Genomic DNA, 16,322 nt, shown 5'->3' with positions numbered 1-16,322 from the left:
AAAAGATTCAAGAACTGACTTTGGAAGAAGTCATGGGCGACCGATTTGGCCGCTACTCCAAGTCGATCATCCAAGAACGAGCCCTGCCCGACATCCGTGATGGGTTAAAGCCCGTTCAGCGGCGGATCTTGTTCTCAATGAACAAGGACGGTAATACCTACGATAAAGGGTTCCGGAAATCCGCCAAGTCCGTCGGAAACGTCATGGGGAACTTTCACCCCCACGGCGATAGCTCGATTTACGAGGCCCTGACGCGGATGAGCCAGGACTGGAAGGTCCGCGAACCCCTGGTAGAAATGCACGGGAACAACGGGTCCATGGATGGTGATCCGGCCGCGGCCATGCGGTACACGGAAGCCCGGCTAAGTAAATTAGCGGGGGAAATGTTGCGTGACATCGACAAGGACACGGTCGACATGGTGCTCAACTTTGATGATACCGAGTACGAACCGACCGTCTTGCCGGCGCGGATTCCCAATTTACTGGTCAACGGGGCCACGGGGATTTCTGCTGGTTACGCCACGGAGATTCCGCCGCACAACTTGGGCGAAGTCGTCGATGCCTTGGTCTACTTATTAAGCCATCCCAAGGCGACCCTGGAAGAATTGATGGGCTTCGTCAAGGGACCTGACTTTCCGACCGGCGGCATCATTCAAGGGAAAGACGGCATCGTCAAGGCCTATGAGACCGGCCGCGGCCGGGTCGTAGTCCGTTCCAAGACGGCCATCGAACCGCTGCGGGGCAATAAGAGCCAGATCACGGTCACGGAGATTCCTTACGAAGTGAATAAGGCCCAACTGGTCAAGAAAATCGATGAGATTCGGCTGACCAAGAAGGTCGAAGGTCTCGCCGAAGTCCGTGATGAGACCGACCGCGACGGTTTACGAATTGCCATCGAGCTGAAGCGTGACGCGGACGCTCAAGGGGTCTTGAACTACTTATTTAAGAACACGGAGCTGCAGATCACCTACAACTTCAACATGGTGGCCATCAACCACATGCGACCAGAGCACGTCGGTTTGAAGACCATTTTAAGTGCCTATCTGGAGCACCAACGCGACGTCATCACGCGCCGGACCAAATACAACCTGCAAAAGGCGTTGGACCGGCAACACATCGTGGTCGGTCTGATTAAGGCGCTGTCCATTTTGGATCAAGTTATCCAAACGATTCGGGCCAGTCAAAATCGGCGCGATGCACGGGACAACCTGGTCAAGACCTACGACTTTTCCGAAAAGCAGGCCGACGCCATCGTGGCCCTGCAACTCTACCGGCTGACCAACACCGACGTGACCCAGCTGGAAGCGGAAGCGGCTAAGCTATCCGCCGACATTGCGGAATACCACAAGATCTTGGAAGAACCCAAGACGTTAAATGCGGTCTTGCGCAAGGAGCTCAAGGCGGTCGCCAAGGACTACCGCAACCCTCGGCGGACTGAGATCCAAGATCACATCGAAGACCTGAAAATCAAGACCACCGTGACCGTGGCCGACGAAGACGTGGTCGTCTTGGTCAGTCACGACGGGTACCTCAAACGTTCTGGCGTCCGGTCTTATACGGCGTCAGATCCCGCCGATAACGGGCTCAAGGACGAGGATTACCCAATCTTCATGGAGAAGTTGAGCACGTTGGATCACCTGATGATGTTTACCAACAAGGGAAATCTCATCTACCGACCGGTCCACGAGATCAGCGACGTGAAGTGGAAGGAGACCGGGGAGCACATTTCGCAAACCATTGGGCTGGCGTCCGATGAGGAAATCGTCGCAACCTACGCCTTCAAGACGCTGAAGGAACCCGGGCGCTTCTTGATTGCGACCAGCGATGGTTACATCAAACAAACGGCCTTTGCGGATCTGACCCCTGGGCGGACCTACAAGAGTCGGGCGGCCACTTACGAAAAACTCAAGCATCCAGAGGCCCACGTGGTCGCGGTGCGTTATTTGACCGAACCCATCGAATCAGGCATCCTGTTAGTATCTAAGAACGGTTACGCCCTGCGCTACCCGGTTGACGAAGTTTCCGTCAACGGCGCGCGGACGACCGGGGTCCGGTCCATGGACCTCCGCGACGACGATGAGGTCGTCAACTTAGCCCTAGTCACCGACAGCGACACGATTGCCTTAGTCACCCAACGCGGGGCCTTCAAACGCCTGGCGATGAAGGAATTGTCCGTCACCAGTCGGGCCCGGCGCGGCGTCATCGTGTTACGTGAGTTGAAACGCGATCCACACCGCATCGTGGACTTCTTAACGATTCCGGCCGGCAATCCGGCACTGGAGATCATTACCAGTCGCGAACGCACGCACGACGTCATGCCGACCGAACACCCGTTGAGTGGGCGTTATTCCAACGGCTCGTTTGTCGTGGACACGGATGCCGAGGGACAACCGGTTCAATTACGGGTCAAGCCAACTGAGCTCGTCCTCGACTGATCCGGAATTTGCGAGGAGAAATCATTGCGCTTTTTCCCCAAACGGCCTATTATATAGATTAATAGTAACCATTAGGTAGACCTGGTATTTTGAAGCATCAGGCCAATCATAAGGAGAAAAAACGGATGAAGACGAAACAGGAAAGTATCTTTTCTTCCAAGACCCTGACGTATTTCTTACAATTAGCGGAAACCATGAACTACACCCAAGCGGCCCAGATTCTGGGCATCACGCAACCAGCCTTGACGCAACAGATCAAGAAGCTGGAACGCACGGTAGGGGCACCGCTCTTTTATTCAGTGGGGAAGAAGTTACGGCTGTCCGACGCAGGCTACACGATGCTCGACGCCACCCATAAGATCTATGGCATTTTGAACACGGCGACCGACGAGATCCAGCAGTCGACGAGTGCCACGCAAGGGGAAATCAACATCGGTCTGTTGGCTTCGATGGAAGACGCGGTCTTTGAGGACTTCGCCATTCTGTCTTATCAAAACAACCCCGAGCTCAAGATTTCTTTTCACATGTTAACGCGAAAGGAAATTTGGGAGCGCCTGGAAAACAACAAGATCGACCTAGCCATCATGTATCTGCCGGACGACTCGATCAAGAACTGGAAGCCTTACGAATCCAAGAAGATTATCTCAGACGACCTGTTGTTCATTCATCACGACGAGCAACTGGCTAAGAAGCGCCGCATCAAGTTCAAGGATACGACGGCGAGTGTCTGGGCCATGTATCCCGATGGCTACTACCTGAACCAGACGCTGCATGAAGCCTACAAGAATCAACTGGCTGATTTTCCCAAGAGCGTCGCCAACTTTACGACGCCAACGCAGCTGTTGCATTTTTCCATGCAGACGCAGGCCTCGACAGCGCTGCCAAATTCCTTTATGATAGGACAAGATGACCTGCCAGACACCTGGACGGCCCATTTCGACCCGAATATTCGGTTTGACCTGGCGTTTGTCTTCCGGAAGGGCAAGGCGGAGATTCCGCGGATCAGTCACTTCTTGGCTCAGTTCGACCGTTACCTGCATACCGACGATTATATTTCTCGGCTGAAACAACTACGGAACCAATAAACTTAAAATTATTTGTTAAAGGAGTTTTCTCACATGAGTAAAGCATTAATCTTTGGTCACCAAAATCCTGATACGGACGCAATCGTTGCCGCTAAGGCCTTCGCTTACTTCCAAACGCAAAAGGGCTTCGACGTTGAAGCCGTTGCTTTGGGCGAACCCAACATGGAAACCAACTACGTCTTGAACCACTTCGACGAACCCGCACCACGGGTCGTGAAGACGGTCTCCAATGAAGTCGACACGGTGATGTTGGTCGACCACAACGAAGCGCAACAAAGTGTCGCTGATTTGGACAAGGTGACGGTCAGCTACGTGGTTGATCACCACCGGATCGCCAACTTCCAAACTGATTCACCCCTGTACTACCGGGCAGAACCCGTTGGTTGCACGAGCACGATCTTAACGGAAATGTTTGACGAAGAAAAGATCGAGATCCCAGCTAAGTTAGCGGGCTTGATGTTGTCTGCCATCATTTCCGATACGCTGTTGTTACAAAGCCCAACCACGACGGACGCTGACCGTGAAGCCGTTCGGGCCTTGGCAGAAATCGCTGACATTGACGTGCAAAGCTACGGTATCGCCATGTTAAAGGCCGGTACCAACCTGGCTGCCAAGAGCGACAAGGAACTCATCGACGGCGACGCCAAGTCATTTGACATGGCCGGCAAGAGCGTGCGCATTGGCCAAATCAACACGGTCGACTTGAACGAAGTCTTGGACCGTCAAGCTGGTTTGGAAAAGGAAATGCAAGCTGAAATGGCCGCTGATGGCTACGACTTGTTCATTACCTTGGCCACCAATGTTTTGAACAGCGACTCCGAACTCATCGTGGCCGGTGAACCTAAGAGTGCTGTCGAAAAGGCCTTCAACACCAAACTGGAAAACAACCGCGCTAGCTTACCTGGCGTCGTTTCCCGGAAGAAGCAAGTGGTGCCACCATTGACCGCTGCTTTCGAGGCTTAATTAGCTAAATTTACGATATTAAGCGTCCAACAACTGGCTTTCCCGGTTGATTGGGCGTTTTTTAATCGCTTCTTTGGGCCCGCTCCCGTATAATACGGGGCGATGGTAGCCGTCAGGCATCCTCCTTCAAGAGAGAAGGACTTTGCATGATTAAAGGTTGGTACCGTGGGATTTTAACCATTATCACAACGCTGGTTTTGTTTTTGACGCAGGTTGGTGGAAATTTGGCATTGGCGGCAGGCGTAACGCCATTTGGGCCAGAACGCTTTGCGCATGCCAGTGCCACATATGTGATTACGACCAAGTCCCCGTATTATCGGCGGATCTGGCAGTCAGCGATTTCAGCCTGGAATAAGACGGGGGCCTTTCACTTCAAAGCGGGCACTAAGGGAAATGCCCAAATTGACCTAGAAACCGCCTCTAAATCTCAAGCAGCCTCATTAGGTGACGACGTTGGTTTGACCGAATACACCGCGCAAAACGATTATTTGACCAAAGTCAAGGCGACGCTGAATCCGACGTTGCTGCATGCGTACGACTATTCTCGTTCCGATGACCTACACGTGGCAGAACACGAATTGGGCCACACGATGGGATTAGCCCACAACCCATCCAAGCACAGTGTGATGTACTACCGGAACCGGACCGTTGGTATCCAAAAGGTGGATATTGAAGGGGTGCAGTTGCGGTATCACACGCCTGCTGGGCAATCAGCAAAATAGAAGGTAAGGCTGAAAAATCGGTCCGCTGCGTGGTGGCGGGCCGATTTTTAGGTGGTCTGTCAAATCCCTTGTGTTTCTGGCAAAAAGTCTTACACTAAGAGTAGTAACGATTAAGTTGCGTACAACTGATTGGAGGAATTTGCATGAAGCAACCAGAAAATCAAGCCGATTTGAAACAGCGGCTCACCGCAGAGGAATATGCGGTCACCCAGCATGCGGCCACAGAAGCCGCGTTCACCGGGAAATACGATGCCTTTTACGAAGACGGTATCTACGTGGACGTGGTCAGCGGCCAACCACTCTTCAGTTCGACCGACAAATACGACGCAGGCTGCGGCTGGCCGTCCTTTACCAAGCCCATTGATGCCGCTAACGTCAAGGAAAACACCGATCACTCCTTTGGCATGGTCCGTCAAGAGGTCCGCAGCGCCGACGCCAATTCGCATCTGGGTCACGTCTTTACCGATGGCCCACAAGATCAGGGTGGCTTACGCTACTGCATCAATTCAGCGGCTTTAAAGTTCATTCCCGCTGATAAACTGGAAGAAAACGGGTATCACGATTTTGAACAACTCTTTGACAAGTAAGGAGGGGGATTCAATGGCTGAACAAGAGACCGCAATTTTTGCTGGCGGCTGCTTCTGGTGCATGGTCCAGCCCTTCGACACGCAACCTGGCATTGTATCTGTCGTTTCCGGCTACACCGGCGGCCACACGGTCAATCCAACGTACGCAGAGGTGGCCAGTCACACCACGGGCCACACGGAGGCCGTCAAGATTACCTTTGACCCTAGTATCATTAGCTACGCGCAATTGGTCGAAATCTATTGGCGGCAAACAGATCCTACCGATGCCAGCGGTCAGTTCCAAGACCGCGGCGACAGCTACCGGCCGGTCATTTTCGTGAACAGTCCCGCACAACGGGCCACGGCGGAAAAATCCAAGGCAACCCTCGCAGCCAGCGGCCGCTTTGACGCGCCCATCGTGACCACGATTGAAGACGCCCAGCCATTTTATCCGGCTGAAGAGGAACATCAGGACTTCTACCGCAAGAACCCGTTCCGTTACCAGATTGAAGAAATGGGTGGTCGCCAGGACTTTATCCAAAATAAATGGCATTAAAGCCCATTCTGTATGATACAATCATGGGTAAAGGCGGGTGAAGACACGTGGGTTATGTGTTAAATTTACGGCAGCAAATCGGCCACGCACCGCTGATTGTCGTGGGCGCCGCGGCCGTGGTTTACCGGCAATCAGCGTTACTGTTGGTGCATCGCACGGATAATCAACGTTGGGGTCTGCCAGCCGGTTCCAAGGAACTCAACGAAAGCACGCTAACGACGGCCAAACGTGAGCTGCATGAGGAAACCAACTTGACGGCCACGGCCGCGAAATTGTTAACGGTCGTGAGTGGCGCTGGCATGCAATATCAATATCCCAATGGTGATCAGATTGATTCGGTCACGGTGGTTTACGAGCTGACCGCGACCGGTGAACCGAATGGCGATGATCACGAAACTAGCGCAGCTAAATTTTTCCCGCTGACGCAATTGCCAGCGGCGTTGACGCCATTAACGCGTGAGATTTTAACCACATTAGGTGTCGGTCAGCTTCATTAAAAATTAAAACCAGTGAGCAGGTGAAAAAACTTGCTGACTGGTTTTAATTTGGCTGGCATTCGAGGCTGGCGCGCTTGAAACACTACTTTCGATAATATATATTATGTAAAGTAGAGAATGAAAAAGCTTTTAGTTGGGCAAGTGCCGGTTCCCTGCTTAATTACATTGACTCATCCAGTCATGTCATGATCGTTCAGTTCGTCAGCAAGTTCGTCTGCTAAAATGCCACGTCCGCTTTTGTGCTGAACTGTATTTAAAAAAATCAAAACGTGCTGTGCACCGTTGACAACTGACTGCTGGCTGACTAGCCGACTTCAGGCTGCTTATCAAATAACCGTTGTCGGGCGTCAACCAGCAACCATAACCCATTGCGCGTCAGTCTAAAAAAACGGCTATTTACGGGCGGATTCTACGGCCATTTCGCGATGACCTGATCAGCTAATTCCTGAACGTGTGCTCAGAATCAACGTCCTTTTTCCGGAAATTTGACGCTTGCTACAGCATGACTGTTGACTGATGGTTTAAGCGGAATTTTGCACTTGTTGGTCGTTGAATTGACCTAGATCTGAAATTCACGGTTGGTTGCGATTACTGGTAAACTGGCTATGATGCCGTCTCGACTACAACGCTGGCATGCTGCTGATCAGGATGTTTGCCGTATCAGCGGTTTAGCTACGAGTTTAATGACCGCCAATCGGTCCAATGCGTGTCAGCCGCCACGCTTGAATTTAGGCCGACTTGCTGCTGGATTAGCTTAGGCTAAAATGCGGTCAAACGCTGTCATGGCAACGTTTCGGCTGAACACTAATAGTCACTAAAGCTGGCATGTATCTGTACCAATGCGGCTCGCTTAAGTCGACATGCAACCGTACTTAAGCGCTATAAACTGCGGCGTGACGGCATTTCACCGTTACTTATTTAGGCCACTGACATGCTGAAAGCTAGTAACTGGTTAGCCGTCTCCAGGATCGTTAAACCCGTCTTGGACCGACTACTTTCATTAAAACAAATATTTTAAAGATAATAGTCGCAAAAAAATAGGCGGGGGACTTGCTAATTTTTACGTTCACCGGTATCATTAGAGACATGAGAACATACGTTTGGAGGCCACTTCTATGGAAAAGCAGCACTACTTAAAATTAATCGACGAAGAATTGGCCACAGCGCCTTGGTATGTGCAGGAATACTACCAGGCCAAGGCCACGATTCCCCTGTCGCCCGCGACCCTATACCAATACCTGACGGAGTTCCGGCGTTTCTTTAATTGGCTGATCAGCGAAGGTTTGACCCCTGCCACGCGCCCCGCCGACATTGACATTCAGGTCTTGGCAACGTTAAAGAAAGAAACGGTCGAGCTATACAAGTCCGCCCTGCTGAACCAGACCAAATTAACGGGCGCCCCTGGCAGTCGGACGCACCCTACCATCAATCGGTCGCTCAACGCCCTGTCCTCGCTGTTCAAGTACCTGACCGAAGACACCGAAGACGACAACGGCGAGGCCTACTTTGACCGCAACGTCATGCACAAGATTGCCCTGGTGCGCACCAGCGAGACCTACGCCACCCGGGCCGCCAACCTCAAGACTAAATTGATGCTGGGCAACACCGATCATGAATACCTGGCGTTTATTGATCAGAAATACGAATCCCTCTTGTCACCGGCCAAGAAACGCTACTTTCATCGCGACAAACGCCGGGACCTGGCCATCAACGCCTTACTGCTCGGCAGCGGGTTACGGGTCTCGGAAGCCGCCAATGCCGATTTGCGTCACCTGAATCTCAAGACCGGCACGATTGGCGTGATCCGTAAGGGCGGCCAGCGCGACACCGTGCCGATTGCGCCGTGGACGTTGCCATACATCCAGGACTACATCGACCACCGCGAGGCCACCTACCACGCCACCAACGCCGACCGTGCGCTCTTTCTCAGCAGTTATCGCGGCCAGGCCTCACGGATGCAGGCCAACTCGATGGAAAAGATGGTCGCTAAATACTCGGCGGCGTTCAAGGTCCGTATCACGCCCCACAAGCTCCGGCACACACTGGCCTCAAAACTCTACCTGGCTACTAAGAACGAGCAGCTGGTGGCCACGCAGCTGGGTCAAAACTCGACCAGCGCCACGGGGCTGTACACGCATATCATCGATGAGGAACAGCGCCACGGACTCGAAAAAATGTAGTTTCGACCATAAAAGATGTCGTATACTGGAGATATCAGCAAATCACCCATTAAAGGAGTTAACCACAGATGAATTATCGAAAATTTGGTAAAACCGGTTTTAATATCAGCGAAGTTTCTCTCGGCACCTGGCAACTCGGCGGCAAATGGGGCCTCCCTTTCAGCCAACAAGATGCCGAAGACACTTTAGCGGAAGCCTATGAGCGCGGGGTCAACTTCTTTGACACTGCCGATGGCTATCAAAACGGGGCCAGTGAACGCGCCGTGGGACAATTTATCAAGACCCACCCCGACGTGCATTTTACCACCAAGATTGGCCGCAAAGAAGAACCCCTGACCGCCGACCACTTTAGTCCGGCCAACATTGACCGCTACGTCGATGAATCCTTGAAGAATATGGGACTCGACGCATTAGACATGGTCCTGTTGCACTGCCCACCGACCCAAGTGTACTATCAACCCGAGACGTTCTTTGCGCTCGACCGCCTGCAACAACAAGGTAAGATTCGCAACTATGGCGTCAGTGTGGAAAAGGTTGAAGAAGGTATCAAGGCTCTCGACTACAACGTCGCCGGGGTCGAAATCATCTTTAACATGTTCCGCTTACGGCCGGCTAAGCTCTTCTTTGAGTTGGCCCAACAACACGACGTGGGCATCTTGGCCCGCGTGCCGCTGGCCAGTGGCCTGTTGAGTGGGAAGTACACCGCCGACACCAAGTTTGCGCCCGAAGATCACCGGACCAACAACCGGGACGGCCAACACTTTGATAAGGGGGAAACCTTCTCCGGCGTCGATTACCTCACCGGGGTCAAGGCAGCCACTGAACTCAAACAGCGGTTGGGCACGGAGCAGTTGGCAGCCACGGCATTGCGCTACATTTTAATGTATGACGCCGTTTCGGCCGTGATCCCCGGTGCCAGCAACCCGACGCAAATCGAACGCAACACCGCTACTGCCGATTTAGCGCCACTGACGACTGACCAAATGGCCATCGTTCAGGACGTCTATGACCGGTACCTGAAGAATCCGGTTGACTACTTGTGGTAATTTGCTAAACGCTAATTGCGTAAAAAAGCTCTCAGGACTATTCCTTCAAATAGCCTTGAGAGTTTTTTATTTCGCTACTCGATTCCGTAGCATGCACGACTCAGATAAACACAACTCGCGCCCCCCAAAACATAGATTGGCACCACTTCACTTAAGAAACCCTTAAGTTCCCCCATCAACCGGTGACAAATCCGCTCCCAATTTCGTTGGTATCAATAAAGGGGTGACTGACGCACGCTCGCCAGTCACCCCCCCTGTAATTTGCTTTAGTCTTGGTGCATCGTCACAAAGCGGCGGCTCCAGATACCCTCGTAAAAGGCAATGGTCTGTTCTGCCGTCATAAAGGCGTTGTCCACCGTAGTCGTCAGTCCGGGCGTCATTTCCAAATCATAGCCGATACCGTGGGCCACCTTGGTCGTGGTATCCACGCCATACTCGGTCTGGGCGCCACAAATTTCCAAAGATTCCGCCGCAAAATCGGTCAGTACCCGCCGCAAATTGGTGTGGTAAAAGGCGTTAGCGTGGGTCTTTTGGACGACCGTATCCGTTGGCTGGACGCGAAGAGCGGGGATGATTTGCCACGCCAGGCTGTCGGCCACCAAGTCTTCGTCGTTGTGCTGCACGAAAACAATCGGCCGCCCCAACTGACGGTAATGTGTGATGCGCTGCTGAATTCCCGCAATCACCTGAGCAGCATTAGCCACCCCCGGTTCACCAAAACAAACCCCATTTTGCATATCAATAATCAGTAACGCATCAGCCATTCTGCCATCTCCTCAACCGTATTTGTCCTTAAGTTTACACGACTTACTGTTGGGAGACAACCAAACCTGTGATGCTTAAGCTTAAAAAAAATCGACAACGTCATTCAATCGGCCATCAACTTGTCGCTATGCCAGGCGTACTTGTCAACCAGTCCCGCAACTGCTTCGATTACCGTCAAATCGCCATTTCGGTGGACTTGCGACACGCTCAGTTGCGCGAATAAGTCTTTCTATTTGCGGATTGACCGCACCGCCTTGCTTGTTTGTCACCTGCAGGCTGGCGCATAGTGAAGGTGGCTTCAAGACATCTTTATTAAGTTTAGGAGGTTTGTCCCATGCTTGTCATTCAATCCTTCACCACCTACATTCAGCACCACCCCATCGTCACCCATGCTAGCTTTCAGCTTCAGCCTGGGATGATTGCGGGTCTGATTGGCCCCAATGGTGCTGGCAAGACCACCATCATGAAAACCAGCTTAGACTTAACCCGGTTCACCGGGCGCATTCAAGTCGATCAACAGGCGGTCACCGAGAATCAGCACGCTGCTTTGCCCACGTGGGCGCGCTAATTGAGCATCCTGCCATTTATCCTTTCCTAACTGGGAAACAGAATCTGGCCCTTTACGCCATGACCCAGCGAACCTGCAACAACTCACGACCGCCCTGGGGATGCGCACCTACAACTCATGCTAAGACGAAGGGCCATTCCTTGGGGATGAAACAGAAGCCGGGCATTGCCATTGCGCTACTCAATCATCCGCAACTGGTGATTCTAGACGAACCCATGAATGGTTTAGATGTTGAATCGACCATCACGGCCCGCCGCCTTATTCAGCAATATGCAGCGGCCGGGACAGCCTTATTGATTTCTAGTCACATTCTCAATGAACTGCAGAAGGTCATGACTCAGGTCATTTTGATCGACCATGGTCAGATAATTGTGGACCAACCCATCAACACGTTCAATCAGCGCCATCAACGTGACTACCGCCTGATGACGACCAATCCGCAGCTTACCGCCCAACTACTCGCCCAATCGCATACGGCTTACCAGCAGGCCGATGCAACCTTTCGCGTCAAACGCACAGACATTCTGACCATTCAAGATCTCCTAATGGCCCACCACATCTATCTTCAGGAGCTCACACCGCTCAGGCCTATTCTGGAATGATTGGTCGTCTCGTTCTCAGAGCAGCAAGGGGGCGCATCATGAGGCATATCGCTCCTCTCCAAGCCCCTGAGAGTCCCTCGGTATCAGTATTTGATCCTGTGGCTAACTTGTTCTTACAAATTGTGATTATTTTTAGTGGGCAAATTTTATAATCAAGTTTGCTACTTGAAAAAGTTACACTTTATTTCTTGATACTCAGACCATCAATTTTCTTAGCATAATTACTCAGCAGACTGACTACTTCTTGCATGTTGATTCCATGATTAGCAAAAGGAATCTTAACTAGTTTTGCTTGTCCACCTGCCTGATTAAGCTTGCTGACGAATTTTTCAGATCCGGTAATACTTACCAAACTATCTTTTTGACCATGAATGATATAAACGGGAGGAAATTTATCGTTAATATAGTTTGTCGGTGACACTGACTTTAGTCTATTTTTATGTGCTGTTAAATTTCCACCGAGATACTTTTCAACAATTCCAGGAATAACATTGCTACTTAGATAACGCCCATTTTTAGCTGTCCACGTCATATCGATAGCTGGGTACATTACACCGACTGCATCTGGAATCGGTGCTTCTATCTTACCACTTGAAACTAGGCCAGCATAAAGCAATGCAAGTTGACCACCCGCCGATTCACCCGAAAGGAAAATGTGTTCACCATCACCACCATACTCAGCAGCATGACTTTTTATCCATTTGATTGCATCGACTACATCATCAGTTGCAGTTCGCCAATTTGGATGGTTACCTGTTGCTAATCGATAGTTGATGCTAAAAGAGACATATCCTTTGTCAGCCATTGAACGATGAAGCCAAGCTGATGATTCTGAATCGCCAGAAGCCCAGCCACCACCATGAATATAGATATAGACTGGCTGTTTTTGTTTTTTCGCTATCCCTTTATTTTTATAGACGGACACTTTCAAATCTTTACCTTCCCGATGAGCAAAACTAACTTGTGTATCCGGTTTTGCACTTGTAGAAATACTTTTATCTCCCATTAAACTGATCTGACCGCCATTTTCACGAACAATATTTCTTTCTATCAGCCATTCGGTTCCACCAGTAAAAAGTGCAATTATAGATACTAAAGTTAACGTGATTAAAAATTTTCCTGGCTTCCGTTTTTGTTTGATTATCCATCCAACGAATCCCAGTGACGCTAATGTTAAGAGAATCAACAAAACTAAAAGACGACCAGCAGCCAATGGGAAAAAAATACTACCAATTTGAGTTGTTAATAAGTGATTGGGACCTAAAACAAAGACAAACAATAAGAGGCACAATGAAGCCAATATGATCCCAAAAATTTTCACTACTATAAACATAATTTTTTTCATTTTGATTTCTATCCCATCCTCAAATTTTATCCAACCAGCTTTGACACTGTTTAAAGTAATTTCGAATAAAGAGCATGCTACCTATCGTGAATATTAAATTCCCTTATTCGATGTTACTATCTGTTCACTTACGACTTTACAAGTGTAACATTGTTTGGTAGTATTTTTAGAAAGTATCGCTCCAAATTGCTAAAATGAAACAATCAAAGGGGTTTTGTAAAGACATGAATAATGCAGAAAAACAAACCTTTGCCAAAGATGAATTGACAAAGGCCCTTTTACAATTACTTAAAGAAAAGGAATTAAATCAAATTTCCGTCAGCGAATTATCCAGAGTATCACAGATAAGTCGAGTTTCCTTCTATCGAAACTTCCAAGACATGGAAGCAATCTTAGCCAATTATTGCAACAAAATCATGATGGATTGGTACCTTGAGAACAAGGCCAGTTTCGATCAAGAGCGACAAGACTTTGGCCGAAATGACTCACTCTTGGCTGGCATATTTTGCCATTTAAACGATAATAAGGAATTTTATAATTTGCTAAATCGGCGCGGCTATTTACGGTTGATCGTCCCAGTTCTCAAAAAAATCCTCTTGAACAAACATGCTGACAACAATTATGAAATTTATTTAGAATCATTTTACCTATATGGAATGTATGGATGGATTAAGGAGTGGCTAGATAGAGGTTCGGTGGAGTCTCCTGAAGAAATAGAAACTTGGTTAAAAGCGAGAACAATCAAATTTTAGCGAGTCATCTTTATCTGACATGGATACTGAATCTAAACCTCCATTTTATGTACGAAAACAGCATATCGAAGTTTATTGCAAATTTATCGAGTAGTGGTAAACGCACCAACCAAAAAAGATAAAGTTGAATTCGAATACCATGCAGATGAAGAGAGCATTGATGTAGAAGATTTTAACAACAAACTTGATGATATCCTCGTTGATACTGAGGATTCAACAGTTGCTTACCTTAAAACTATTACTGTTGAAGAGCTGATGAATTCTGTGAAAATGATCTAAATTCACTTTTACGTAAAGTCAAATATTTTTAAACTAATCTTAAATTTGGATATTCTAATAACGAAATTGCTAGAAGAATGTGTTTGTCTAAATCGACAATCAGTTATGAACTCAAAAGCATTCAGACAATAAAAGGCATCAATGTGGACGTCGCCCAATCCTAACTAAAGATGATCCTACCTTGATTAAGCATCATCTGGAACTAACTTGGTCGCCTGAGCAGATCTCACGCAAATTCGGCTTTTGTATAAAGTCAATCTACAACTGGATATATGGCGGCTTGATTGACTTTAACGCATCTTTACTTCCAGATAAGTCCCGACGTAAAAATCAGAAACATGAAACTAGAGGGACCTTTACCGTTGATGAAACCATTGAGACTAGGCCTGACTAGTTGGGTAAATCGTAAACTCCGAAATATCTACATCTTCTGGTTGGTCAATCGCAAAATTTACGACTCGAGCAATCGCTTCGGGAGAAATACCATGTTGTTGATAAAACTTCTTCATATTCATCGCCGTTGTTTGATCACCGATATGATCCAATAGCTCAGTATTAATGGCTGCTGGATATAAAGTTGTTGTGCGAATGTTGGTACCTTCATTCGCACTTTCCATTCTAGTAACCTCCATCGCATTCTTGTTTGACTTGTACGATATCTGGTTTATCCATAAAAAAACCTCAGCAATTTATTTGATGAGGTAATCATACCGTGTTGTGGCCACCAATCATAGACGGTCAGTTATTAGGTGCTTACATTCAAGCCATGACTGAGTGGATTAACTTTTACAACAAGCGTTGAATCAAAGTAAACATCCACCAGCACAGCTGGTGGCTTTATAACCGCCCTAGAAGGGCTTATCACACGCAAAAAGCCCCTTAAAGGGGCCCAACAAAAGACTACCAATCGCTGACTCTCGTTGCCTTGGTAGTTTTTTTACTTCTTAAACGGATCTCGATATTCACGCTTCGTCATGCTGTCATTTACACGATCCTCAGCTTCCTGATTGCGAATATATTTTTCAATTGTCTTTTGGTTCAAGCCCACTGTACTCACGTAATATCCACGGGCCCAGAAACTTCGATTTCCATAATTATACTTTAGATTTGCATGACGCTCGTGAATTATCACAGCGCTTCTCCCTTTCAAATATCCCATAAAGCTTGCAACACTCATCTTGGGTGGAATCCTAACCAGCATATGGATATGATCCGGCATTGCATGTGCCTCAATTATTTCAACATCCTTTAACTCACAAAGTCTTCTTAGGATGTGACCAGCATCTGCTCTCAATTCTCCAAAAATAACTTTTCGCCGATGCTTGGGGCAAAAGATTATGTGGTACTTACAATTCCATCTAGTATGTGCTAAGCTACTATTGTCCTTAGACTTTTTAGACATGTAAAACACCCTTTCGATACTATTTTTTGGTTGGTAGCCGTTAAATAGTATATCGAAAGGGTGTTTTGGGCTAAAGCCTTTTTTCACCCCCACAAGTAAAACTTGTGGTTTTATTTAACCAATTAATAACAAATTAGGATTGAACTATGAGTTACGTTAGTTCAATCCTAATTTACGGCTCTTTGGCTGATGATAATTAAACATCTAATCATCTCATCTGTCAGCATGATTCTGTTTAAAAAACAACTTATCGTGCGTGCCTATGCGAATGCCAATTAGGATGAGGTCATCCATCTTCGTCAATCGCGTAAATGACCACGACACCGTTACGTTCACTAGGCTGTTGTCCCTTTGACGTATCGCGTAATTGAAACTCATGATAGCCAGCCAACCGGCGTTGAAGTTGGTGATCGCCAAACTCAGCTGGCAAGGCGCGTCCGGTTAATAAGATTTCAATGGCGGCACGAACTTCATCAACAATCTGATGATCAATTGTCGCCAAGTGCTTGAGATCAACATCAAACGTCTTTCTGGGTTTAAATCTCAGCTTTCGTTCCAT

17 protein-coding genes and 2 pseudogenes are annotated in these 16,322 nt (G+C 48.6%); 14 read left to right on the top strand and 5 right to left on the bottom strand.

Annotated features, from left to right (window positions below; translation table 11 throughout):
* Window positions 1–32: 32 nt before the first annotated feature.
* The 9 genes from parC to LKH74_RS01185 all read left to right on the top strand — a co-directional run bounded on the left by parC (window position 33) and on the right by LKH74_RS01185 (window position 10,050).
* Window positions 33–2,435 carry a DNA topoisomerase IV subunit A gene (gene parC / locus LKH74_RS01225; RefSeq protein ID WP_434737630.1) on the top strand — a complete coding sequence of 801 codons (2,403 nt, stop codon included), beginning with the start codon at window positions 33–35 and terminating at the stop codon, window positions 2,433–2,435.
* A 125-nt stretch (window positions 2,436–2,560) separates the two neighbouring features.
* Complete coding sequence (locus LKH74_RS01220) at window positions 2,561–3,520, top strand: LysR family transcriptional regulator (protein ID WP_135367866.1); 960 nt, start codon at window positions 2,561–2,563, stop codon at window positions 3,518–3,520.
* 33 nt (window positions 3,521–3,553) lie between these two features.
* A complete protein-coding gene (locus tag LKH74_RS01215; RefSeq protein ID WP_135367867.1) occupies window positions 3,554–4,483 on the top strand; it encodes a manganese-dependent inorganic pyrophosphatase in 930 nt (309 codons plus the stop codon).
* A gap of 146 nt (window positions 4,484–4,629) precedes the next feature.
* Window positions 4,630–5,205, top strand: coding sequence for a matrixin family metalloprotease (locus LKH74_RS01210; RefSeq protein WP_135367868.1), 576 nt, complete (start codon window positions 4,630–4,632; stop codon window positions 5,203–5,205).
* A 143-nt stretch (window positions 5,206–5,348) separates the two neighbouring features.
* Window positions 5,349–5,792 carry a peptide-methionine (R)-S-oxide reductase MsrB gene (gene msrB, locus LKH74_RS01205; protein WP_287707910.1) on the top strand — a complete coding sequence of 148 codons (444 nt, stop codon included), beginning with the start codon at window positions 5,349–5,351 and terminating at the stop codon, window positions 5,790–5,792.
* A 13-nt stretch (window positions 5,793–5,805) separates the two neighbouring features.
* Window positions 5,806–6,327: a peptide-methionine (S)-S-oxide reductase MsrA gene (gene msrA / locus LKH74_RS01200; protein ID WP_287707911.1), complete on the top strand. Its 522-nt coding sequence runs from the start codon at window positions 5,806–5,808 to the stop codon at window positions 6,325–6,327.
* A gap of 47 nt (window positions 6,328–6,374) precedes the next feature.
* Window positions 6,375–6,824, top strand: coding sequence for an NUDIX hydrolase (locus LKH74_RS01195; RefSeq protein WP_287707912.1), 450 nt, complete (start codon window positions 6,375–6,377; stop codon window positions 6,822–6,824).
* 1,115 nt (window positions 6,825–7,939) lie between these two features.
* On the top strand, window positions 7,940–9,004 hold the full coding sequence (gene xerS / locus LKH74_RS01190) for a tyrosine recombinase XerS (protein ID WP_287707913.1): 1,065 nt from the start codon (window positions 7,940–7,942) through the stop codon (window positions 9,002–9,004).
* A 68-nt stretch (window positions 9,005–9,072) separates the two neighbouring features.
* A complete protein-coding gene (locus LKH74_RS01185; protein ID WP_287707914.1) occupies window positions 9,073–10,050 on the top strand; it encodes an aldo/keto reductase in 978 nt (325 codons plus the stop codon).
* Window positions 10,051–10,316: 266 nt separating this feature from the next.
* On the opposite strand, the gene LKH74_RS01180 is transcribed toward LKH74_RS01185, so the two are convergent.
* Window positions 10,317–10,814: a cysteine hydrolase family protein gene (locus LKH74_RS01180; protein ID WP_287707915.1), complete on the bottom strand. Its 498-nt coding sequence runs from the start codon at window positions 10,812–10,814 to the stop codon at window positions 10,317–10,319.
* Between the two features lie 335 nt (window positions 10,815–11,149).
* On the opposite strand from LKH74_RS01180, the gene LKH74_RS11975 reads away from it, so the two are divergent.
* Complete coding sequence (locus tag LKH74_RS11975; RefSeq protein ID WP_287707916.1) at window positions 11,150–11,383, top strand: ATP-binding cassette domain-containing protein; 234 nt, start codon at window positions 11,150–11,152, stop codon at window positions 11,381–11,383.
* Window positions 11,371–11,985, top strand: a complete 615-nt coding sequence (locus LKH74_RS11920; RefSeq protein WP_434737628.1) for an ATP-binding cassette domain-containing protein — start codon at window positions 11,371–11,373, stop codon at window positions 11,983–11,985. Before LKH74_RS11975 ends, LKH74_RS11920 begins: the two co-directional genes overlap by 13 nt.
* Window positions 11,986–12,166: 181 nt before the next feature.
* On the opposite strand, the gene LKH74_RS01165 is transcribed toward LKH74_RS11920, so the two are convergent.
* Window positions 12,167–13,330 (bottom strand): alpha/beta hydrolase, encoded by a 1,164-nt coding sequence (locus LKH74_RS01165; RefSeq protein WP_287707918.1) that lies wholly within the window; start codon window positions 13,328–13,330, stop codon window positions 12,167–12,169.
* A 224-nt stretch (window positions 13,331–13,554) separates the two neighbouring features.
* On the opposite strand from LKH74_RS01165, the gene LKH74_RS01160 reads away from it, so the two are divergent.
* The 3 genes from LKH74_RS01160 to LKH74_RS11915 all read left to right on the top strand — a co-directional run bounded on the left by LKH74_RS01160 (window position 13,555) and on the right by LKH74_RS11915 (window position 14,525).
* Window positions 13,555–14,082 (top strand): TetR-like C-terminal domain-containing protein, encoded by a 528-nt coding sequence (locus LKH74_RS01160; protein WP_287707919.1) that lies wholly within the window; start codon window positions 13,555–13,557, stop codon window positions 14,080–14,082.
* Between the two features lie 75 nt (window positions 14,083–14,157).
* Entirely contained in the window at window positions 14,158–14,361 is a 204-nt protein-coding gene (locus LKH74_RS01155) for a hypothetical protein (protein ID WP_287787931.1), read from the top strand.
* 77 nt (window positions 14,362–14,438) lie between these two features.
* Window positions 14,439–14,525 (top strand): hypothetical protein, encoded by an 87-nt coding sequence (locus LKH74_RS11915; protein ID WP_434737631.1) that lies wholly within the window; start codon window positions 14,439–14,441, stop codon window positions 14,523–14,525.
* A 216-nt stretch (window positions 14,526–14,741) separates the two neighbouring features.
* On the opposite strand, the pseudogene LKH74_RS01150 reads toward LKH74_RS11915, so the two are convergent.
* The 3 genes and pseudogenes from LKH74_RS01150 to LKH74_RS01140 all read right to left on the bottom strand — a co-directional run.
* Window positions 14,742–15,002 (bottom strand): annotated as a pseudogene (locus LKH74_RS01150) (oxidoreductase); the annotation flags it as partial.
* A 296-nt stretch (window positions 15,003–15,298) separates the two neighbouring features.
* Complete coding sequence (gene tnpA, locus LKH74_RS01145) at window positions 15,299–15,763, bottom strand: IS200/IS605 family transposase (protein ID WP_287707922.1); 465 nt, start codon at window positions 15,761–15,763, stop codon at window positions 15,299–15,301.
* Window positions 15,764–15,976: 213 nt separating this feature from the next.
* A pseudogene (locus tag LKH74_RS01140) lies at window positions 15,977–16,322 on the bottom strand (type II toxin-antitoxin system YafQ family toxin).

It is taken from the genome of Levilactobacillus sp. (assembly GCF_022646225.1).
Lineage (GTDB): Bacteria > Bacillota > Bacilli > Lactobacillales > Lactobacillaceae > Levilactobacillus > Levilactobacillus suantsaiihabitans.
Note: the sequence above shows the minus strand (reverse complement) of the source record. Positions and strands in the feature narration are given on the sequence as shown.